At 52.6% G+C, this 7,470-nt stretch carries 4 protein-coding genes and 1 pseudogene; all 5 read right to left on the reverse strand.

Translation table 11 applies throughout. The features are described 5' to 3' along the window. Nucleotides 1–402 precede the first annotated feature (402 nt). Complete coding sequence (locus HQL52_19315) at nucleotides 403–4,683, reverse strand: DEAD/DEAH box helicase (protein ID MBF0371592.1); 4,281 nt, start codon at nucleotides 4,681–4,683, stop codon at nucleotides 403–405. A gap of 78 nt (nucleotides 4,684–4,761) precedes the next feature. Beyond that, nucleotides 4,762–5,997, reverse strand: coding sequence for a hypothetical protein (locus HQL52_19320; GenBank protein ID MBF0371593.1), 1,236 nt, complete (start codon nucleotides 5,995–5,997; stop codon nucleotides 4,762–4,764). Next, nucleotides 5,994–6,288, reverse strand: a pseudogene (locus tag HQL52_19325) (hypothetical protein). Before HQL52_19325 ends, HQL52_19320 begins: the two are co-directional and overlap by 4 nt. Nucleotides 6,289–6,418: 130 nt before the next feature. Next, nucleotides 6,419–7,054, reverse strand: a complete 636-nt coding sequence (locus HQL52_19330; GenBank protein MBF0371594.1) for a hypothetical protein — start codon at nucleotides 7,052–7,054, stop codon at nucleotides 6,419–6,421. Nucleotides 7,055–7,086: 32 nt separating this feature from the next. Further along, on the reverse strand, nucleotides 7,087–7,305 hold the full coding sequence (locus HQL52_19335; protein MBF0371595.1) for a DUF977 family protein: 219 nt from the start codon (nucleotides 7,303–7,305) through the stop codon (nucleotides 7,087–7,089). Nucleotides 7,306–7,470 lie beyond the last annotated feature (165 nt).

A 7,470-nucleotide genomic window follows, 5' to 3' on the forward strand; every position in this document is an offset into this window, starting at 1 on the left:
ATCTCCATGGTGGCTGGAAGTCTACACCATGAGCCAGAGGCACGCACCAATTGCCCCCGAAGGGGGCGTCATGTTCCATATAGTCGGCATTTGTCAACATAAACCGACTATATGGAACGCAGCCCCAGCAAGAACCTAAAATAGGTTGGTCGTGTATTTTACGGAACGGATATTCCCTAAAATAATGGCAAATGGATGCCCTCGCGGATTGGGACCAACACGTTGGCAGGGTGTCACGCTGGAATGCAATACCCAGCCAGGCGCCCAGGTTTTCCATCAGGAGCCAGAAGTCCTTTTTCTGCGAGGCGCGCCAACTCTCGGCCAGCAGTCCTAATGGATAACAGTCAGATTCCCAAAGGCGGATTCACATTGAGGTGAACTTTCTCATCCTGGAAGTCCAAGTCATGTTTGCCCCCGGATCAGGCGCAACAGATCTTTAGTCGACATTTTTCCGCTCATGTCGCCGCCTTCAAGAAGTCCGTCAGCCAAGTCCCGCTTGTGCCGATGCAGATCAACGATCTTCTCCTCAATGGTCTCTTTGGTGACCAGTCGGTAGATCGTGACTGGGCGTTTCTGACCGATGCGGTGGGCGCGGTCCGACGCCTGATCCTCTACCGCCGGATTCCACCAGGGATCCATATGGATCACATAATCCGCCGCCGTCAGGTTGATGCCTAATCCTCCCGCCTTCAAGCTGATTAGAAACAGATCACCTTCACCGGCTTGAAAAGCGTCCACCCGCCGTTTTCGCTCTTTGGCTGGCGTACTCCCATCCAGGTACTGATAGGCGATACCGCTCTTATCCAAGGATTCACGAATAATCGCCAAGTGATCCACGAACTGGCTGAACACCAGCGCCTTGTGGCGGTTGTCCAACAATTCCTCCACCACCTCCTGGAACAACGCCAGTTTGGTACTCTCGACCGGACTGTCAGGGATGACAAGACGGCTGTTGCAGCAAGCGCGGCGCAACCGCATTATCTCCGCCAATATCTGCAAGTGGTTCTGCTCGACAGGGCCTTGAAGGTTTTCGATTTGCTCGACGGCGCGCTGGCGGAGCGTCTCGTAGAATGCCGTCTCTTCCGGACTCATCTCCACGTGCAGTACGATTTCGGTGCGGGGCGGCAATTCCTCCAGGACCTGGCTTTTGGTTCGTCGCAGGAGAAATGGCTGGATCAGTTTCTTCAGCCGCTTGCCTGCGTTTTTCTCCCCATGGCGTTCAATGGGAGCGGCAAAGCGCTCATTGAACCGTTCCAGGGAGCCCAGGAGACCCGGATTAAGAAACCGGAACAGGTTCCAAAGCTCACCCAGATGATTTTCTATCGGCGTTCCGGTGGTGATCATTTTGAATGAGCCGGACAAGGCCATGGCTGCCTTGGAGCGTTTGGTCATCCGGTTCTTGATCGCCTGGGCCTCATCCAGCACGATGACGTTCCAGTTTACTGCCGACAACATCTCTGTCTCTTGCTGGAGCAATCCGTAGCTGCAGATCAGAACATCAAACGGTTTCAATCCGTCCAAAGTCTCCTGTCGCCGACTGCCGCCGAAGGAAATACCGTTCAGGGTGGGGGCGAACCGCTCAATTTCCCCCTGCCAATTCAGGCAAACGGAGGTGGGCGCCATGACCAACGATGGACCTTCGGATGCCTTGGACAGGATGAGGCCCAACGCCTGCATGGTCTTTCCCAGCCCCATGTCATCCGCCAAACAAGCCCCAACCCCCCAGGAAGCCAGACGGGACAACCACTGAAAGCCTTCAACCTGATAGTCCCGCAAATCGGCTTGAAGAGTGGAAGGGACTGTAGGCTCAAGTTCCTGGGATTTTTGGATATGCTGGAGGTGGGTCTTCCAGTGCTTGTCCGCCGTGAAAGAACCGGCTTCATCGGTCAGATCTTGCAATAGCAAACTGGCCAGGGGGTGAAAGCGGCGACCTTTGGCGCTTTTCTCGGAAAAGGCGTCGATCTCGGCCAAGCGTCGGCGGAAGGTTTCCGTCAAGGCGATGAACTGACCCTCACCGAGGGGAATGAACCGGCTTTCCTTGTTGCGGGCTAGATCCAACAGTTGCCCCATTTCCAGCATGAGGGATTCATCAAGGCGCAATTCCCCAGTGAGGGAAAACCAATCGTTGTCCTTCTGAATTTTGACACGCATGCTGTCCATTGAGACTGGGCGGCTGACGCGCAGTTTTTCTCCCTCAGGCCATTCCACCACCACCTGTTCACCCAGAGCCTGCATTTCCAACAGCAGATCAAGGCATTCTTCCGGTTCATCAATCGTCCAGTCATTCTGGCCATTGCTTGCGCCAGCCAAAGTCTGGCATTTGTTTACGGCGAGTTCAGCCTGTGATTTTTCTTTTCTCAAATCACGGCTGGCCTGTATTCGTTCTCCATTTATTTCAGAAATGATTGTCTGGCCGCCTTTTCCTGGTTGGAAATAGGGACCATCGTTGGTAAAGGGTCGAACCAGAAGGTTTACTTTCAGTCCATCGCCCATGGGAAGAAGATGAACGTGGGGCCGAGGGTCGGCAGGAATCTCTCGAATGTTCTCCGTCCCTCCGCCGATGCCGGAGTGGATGGTTACCATGGATGAAAGGGCTTGGATTGCTTCCAAAACCCGTTGTTTCCCGGCAGTGGGAACCTGCAGGCCCTTTTCCCCCAAGACATCGACGATCTGCTTGTGCGCTGGGGTGACTTCCGTCACCTTGATTCGGGTAGGGGTCTCCTTGGCGATAACAACGCCTTGATTGCCGATGTTACCGTTAAATCGGACGCTGATTGTTCCTCCCCGCTGTCGCACAGATAATTCCGGCTCGGTTTTGACGATTTCCACGTTGATCTTGGGAGAATCTTCCCAGAACACCAGCGGGTGGCCCACCATGGCCAAAACTGCCCGGTTCTCGTCAAATTCGTACGTTGTGCCACCATAATAGTCGCTGTCGCGAACGATGGCAGTGCAGATGCGCCGGTCCTGGTCCGTCAGGAATTCCATTTTCCCCGGATCACCGGCCAACCTTTTCAAGGCGACCGGTCTGCCTTTAGACCAATTGCCGGCGGAGGATCGGACCTGTTCACGGGGCCGGATGTTCACATGTCCCCCGTAGAGCTTGATCATCCATACCAAACGGCTCTTTGAAAAGGCTTTGGCTGATGATTTGCCGGGATCCGATCCCATCTGGACCAGGACCTTCAGGGCCCGTTCCCATCTCTCCTCCCTGGAAACAATGGAAATCACGCTCTTCATCCCGCTGCTTACCTGTATGGAGGAAGCCAGATCAGCATGTTTTTTATCTTCCTCATCCAAGCTGGAAAGAAGGGCGGCGGCCTCCATGGCTGCCCAAAGGTATCCATTTTTCCGGGCGGTTTCACAGAGTGCCTTCATGCCATGCTTGTGTTTCCGGGCGTGTTCCACATCAATCCAGAGCCGGGCCATCATTTTGAAGAGCTTGGTGAGGCGACTTTCCTCTTCGGAACGGGCGCTTTCGAATTTTGCGCGAAAGACCTCAGCATTCATTCTTATGGAGAAAAAATCCTCCATATGGAAACCGCCCTCAAGAAGGGTGAGAGCCCGATCAACTTTGTTCCCCTGGGCAAGAAGGACGGCTTCAATGGCGCGATAGGCAGGAATGGTATTCATGATTTTCCGTTTCCGGGTGATCTCCAGAAACTCGCCAATCCGCTTTTGTTGGGAGATATTCCCGGATTTCAGTAGAGCCAGAAGGTAAAAGAGGCCGCTCAAATCAGGGAAAAAGGTTTTCCGTTTTCTGGTGAGTTTCCGCAAGGCGGCCAGTCCTGCTTCAAAACAACGGATGGCCTCTTCATTCTCTCCACGCAGAAAGTGCAGCCATCCTTGTAGTGTGACGCCATCGGCAACCCCTTCACGGGAATCCAATATGGTTTGAGCTTCGGCCAGATTTCCTTGGAAGATCAAAATGGTCACCAACGCCTTACGGAAGAGGAAATTGTTTTCCCCAAGATCAAGGCGTTCATACTCCTGGAGAAGAGGTAAAATCTCTGAAACGCTTTCAAAGTCAGAGAGCATGGGCGGAAGCATCTCGTCCAGAGCAGAGGTCTGTATCTCTGGAGGGAGGTCCCGAAACCATTCAGCATCAAAGTTGGATCCGCAGATGGTTGCCAATGGTTGGTTTCGGCTCATCTCTTCCGGGAACTGTTCCTGGCATAATTTCAGATATTTTTGAACATGCTCTACATCGTGCGCGTAAATCCCAATCCGGATTTCTCTCCATCCCCGTTCAAATCCAGACATTTTATTCGAGTAGGAATAATACGATGGAATCGGCGGAAGTTGCTTTTGGACCACCTTGGCCATGCCTGTAAATTGTCCATCCGCCAAAGCGGACCGAGTTGCATACTCTGCGACGTCGTCTGAGCATCGGAATTGGTTTGAGGCGTGCCTGTTGATTTCCGCAAGTCCCATCCTGTCCAATTTTTCTATGATCGGTTTCAACGCCATGGTGGTCAGAGGTTTTCCGTTCTCCCCCTTGACTCCTGATTCCCGAAGATATGTGGCAAGATTGGTCCGGTTGACGAACTCGAAGAGAATGGAGAGTAGTTGCAGGACGCGCTTTTCGATCGCGGGCAATTGGTCGAAGAGGTCGGTCAATGGCGTGGTGACGGTTTTGCGGGGAGGAGACGACCCCTCTTTGCCGCTTTTTTGAAGGTTCATTCGAGCTTGGATAGCCTCTTTGAACATGATAATTTTGTTGGATGACGACATCGTTTGGTGCTCCAGGCTCCTGGTTTACTATGGCTTGCCAAGTCGACTTCCCAGTACGTCCTTGACGAATTTTCCGCCCAACCCATCCCCGGTAACCAGGCTTTGGATTTTTTGCGATACGGTTTCCTTTTCTTCCAAACGTTCAGCCGCTTTCATGGCGTAGCCATATGCAGCCAGAACATCCACCCCTGTAATTTCGTAACCCCATCCTTCGCACAGCCAGCGTAGGGATGCCAAAGCCACACCCAAAGCGAACTCTGGATTTTCCTCTATCGTATCCCGGGCGGCTCGGTTCAGAGTCAGGGGATCGCACGGGCTACGGTTGGCCAAATCCAACGCCAAATCCATATACCCCAGTTTTCTGGCGGTGGCGAACCACTTGCCTTCCTCGCCCGGTGTTGAAGCGATCAGGTCATTGAGGATCCTATCCGGATCCACAGTGGGATATTTCTTGGTGATGCTGCGGAAGGTGTTGATTCGGGTGTTGGACGCATTGGCGTGCATGGCATATCGTTGATACGCTTGCTCCACCTCCCCAACGGAAATCAATAAATTCTCGCAGTCTTGATCAATATGATGGCCATCGTTTGGCCCTCCGCACTGTTCGGCAAACTTCAGCGCGGCCTCATGCTGGCCCATAGCGGCCAGTGCCAGAAACCCAAAACGATGATACGACCAGAAAGTGTATGAGGCCTCATTCAGAAGGTCGATCAACTCCTGGTGACGGCCTGCGGTCAGAAGGCATGAGAGACACGCTGTCACACCCCGGAAGTAACCGGTTCCGGCTTTCCGCTCTTTCCAGTATAGCCGAACCCGATCAATGAACCGATCTGCCCACTGCGAAGCAATCTCTTCCGAGCTACACAAGGCTCCCCAGTGATCTCCCAAGGTTTCGATATAGCTGTAGCCGTCTTCTTCAAATGCCTGCCAAAGCCGTTCAAGCCATTTATCCCGCTTTATTCCGTCAACATCGGCAGCGGCGATAATCGGGACCAATGCCTCAATGGCGTTGTAGACCGCAGTCCCCATCGAACCGGATGAAGAATCCACATGCTCAATGGCCCCAACCACCTTCTCAATGAACCTGACAGCTCCCTCGGCGGCCAGGTTTGGGTCTTTTCGGGCGACTTTTTTAATCTCCGATACTGCTTCCTTGATCCGTTGAATTGCAGGTTGGGAGCGCCAACCAAAGGCATGGCGGCGGAATCTGGGGAGGAAGGTCCACTTATGGGTGACGCCGTCTTTTGGCTTGGAAATAGTCATGGCAGGAAGTGCGGCTCATCTTGGATGGTGGTAAGGCACTGGTCCAATGACAAATCGGTGTAAATTTCCCACCACTGTCCGGTATGCCGCATGTAGGCGAGGTTGAAACGATCCTCGCCTACATATTCCATCCTGGCGAATTTGGTGTCGAAGAATTCAGATATGCAATTTGGCGCTGGGCAGCGGTATTTCCCACAAAAATAGAAAAAAACTGCCATGCCACTTGGTAGAAATTTCGACCAGATAGTTCAGATCGCTGTTCTTCTGGGGCGGTTTCACATGGTTTGGAATGAGCTGCTCAGCGACAAGCGCGTCGGCTTTTTCTTGAACGGCTGTTTTTACGGGTTTTGGAGCCTTTGCCTTATTCCTTTTGTCAGGACCCCATGTCCACTGTCGAGCCACGGATTATTTCTCCCCAATGTTAAAATTCGATTTGCTCCGATGCGGATTCCAGGCTTCGCTTGATCTCATCAATCACCTTCTTTTTCGGAGACCGGGAATCGAACCAAGTACCAAGCTCATGAAGCGCATCATAGCCATCCGGGTCGGTTTCCGAGTGAAAAAGCAGGGCGATTTCTCCAAATTTATCGAGGTCTGCCTCTTCTTTACAAGCCCTGGAAAACACCGAGATTACAGTTCCGAGCATGTTGTGGTGGCTGTGGAAAAAGCCAATATCATTGAGCAGTCCTACATCAGTAGGCGATGATTCCAATCCGAACAAAAGCAATTCTTTCAGTCTGTTGTTGCCATGTTTGAAATATCTCCTGATGAGCGCATAGTTCGGCTTTTCCGAATTTTTTTCATCCATAAACGCTTTCAGGATCGATTCCGAACGTTCAATGTCACCTTCAAAATAACCGACCAACACCTTCTGTCTGGCATTCTCAGGTTTCGCGGACCGTTCTTCAAGTTCCTCTTGGCCATTGTCATCATCAACCCACATGAAACCCAGGCCCTCCATGCCTTGGGCCCAATTCGTCGGGTCTCTCTTGACCGCTTTTTTCACGGCCTCGAAAATCATCTCGTTTTTCAGGCTATCGAAATCATCATCAACCATGTATCAGTCTCGTTTCCTTTATTTGGAATCAATCAATGATCGCACAGAAGATAACCGCTCCATTTTCCGACCCGACCGTCCGGCGCCAGTATGCCGCGTGTGACCATTCCGGACAATTCCCGGCCTGCAGTTCGGATGGAGACGCCGGTGGCTTCAGCGAGTTGCTTCCGGGTGATCCGGCCAGTTTCTTTCGCAATCTGGATAATCTGGGCCTGACGGTCTGGAGGCTGGGGGGCGGGTTGGGCGGACACCTCATCTCTGGACGTGAACCAGGCAGTGGTTCCGTTGGAAATCCGCCGGACTGCGCCATCACTTACCATCTTTGTCAGATGCCGATGCAAAGGTAACTGCTCTCCCCCTATTTGATTTTGCCAGCCAAAGCGATTTGAATGGCGATCAATGGGTTGACTCCCTGT

It is taken from the genome of Magnetococcales bacterium (assembly GCA_015232395.1).
Lineage (GTDB): Bacteria > Pseudomonadota > Magnetococcia > Magnetococcales > JADFZT01 > JADFZT01.

What these genes read in the sequence shown, in the direction of transcription:
- HQL52_19315 (MBF0371592.1), bottom strand. Translation starts at nt 4,683, where the DNA reads ATGAACCTTCAAAAAAGCGGCAAAGAGGGGTCGTCTCCTCCCCGCAAA.
- HQL52_19320 (MBF0371593.1), bottom strand. Translation starts at nt 5,997, where the DNA reads ATGACTATTTCCAAGCCAAAAGACGGCGTCACCCATAAGTGGACCTTC.
- HQL52_19330 (MBF0371594.1), bottom strand. Translation starts at nt 7,054, where the DNA reads ATGGTTGATGATGATTTCGATAGCCTGAAAAACGAGATGATTTTCGAG.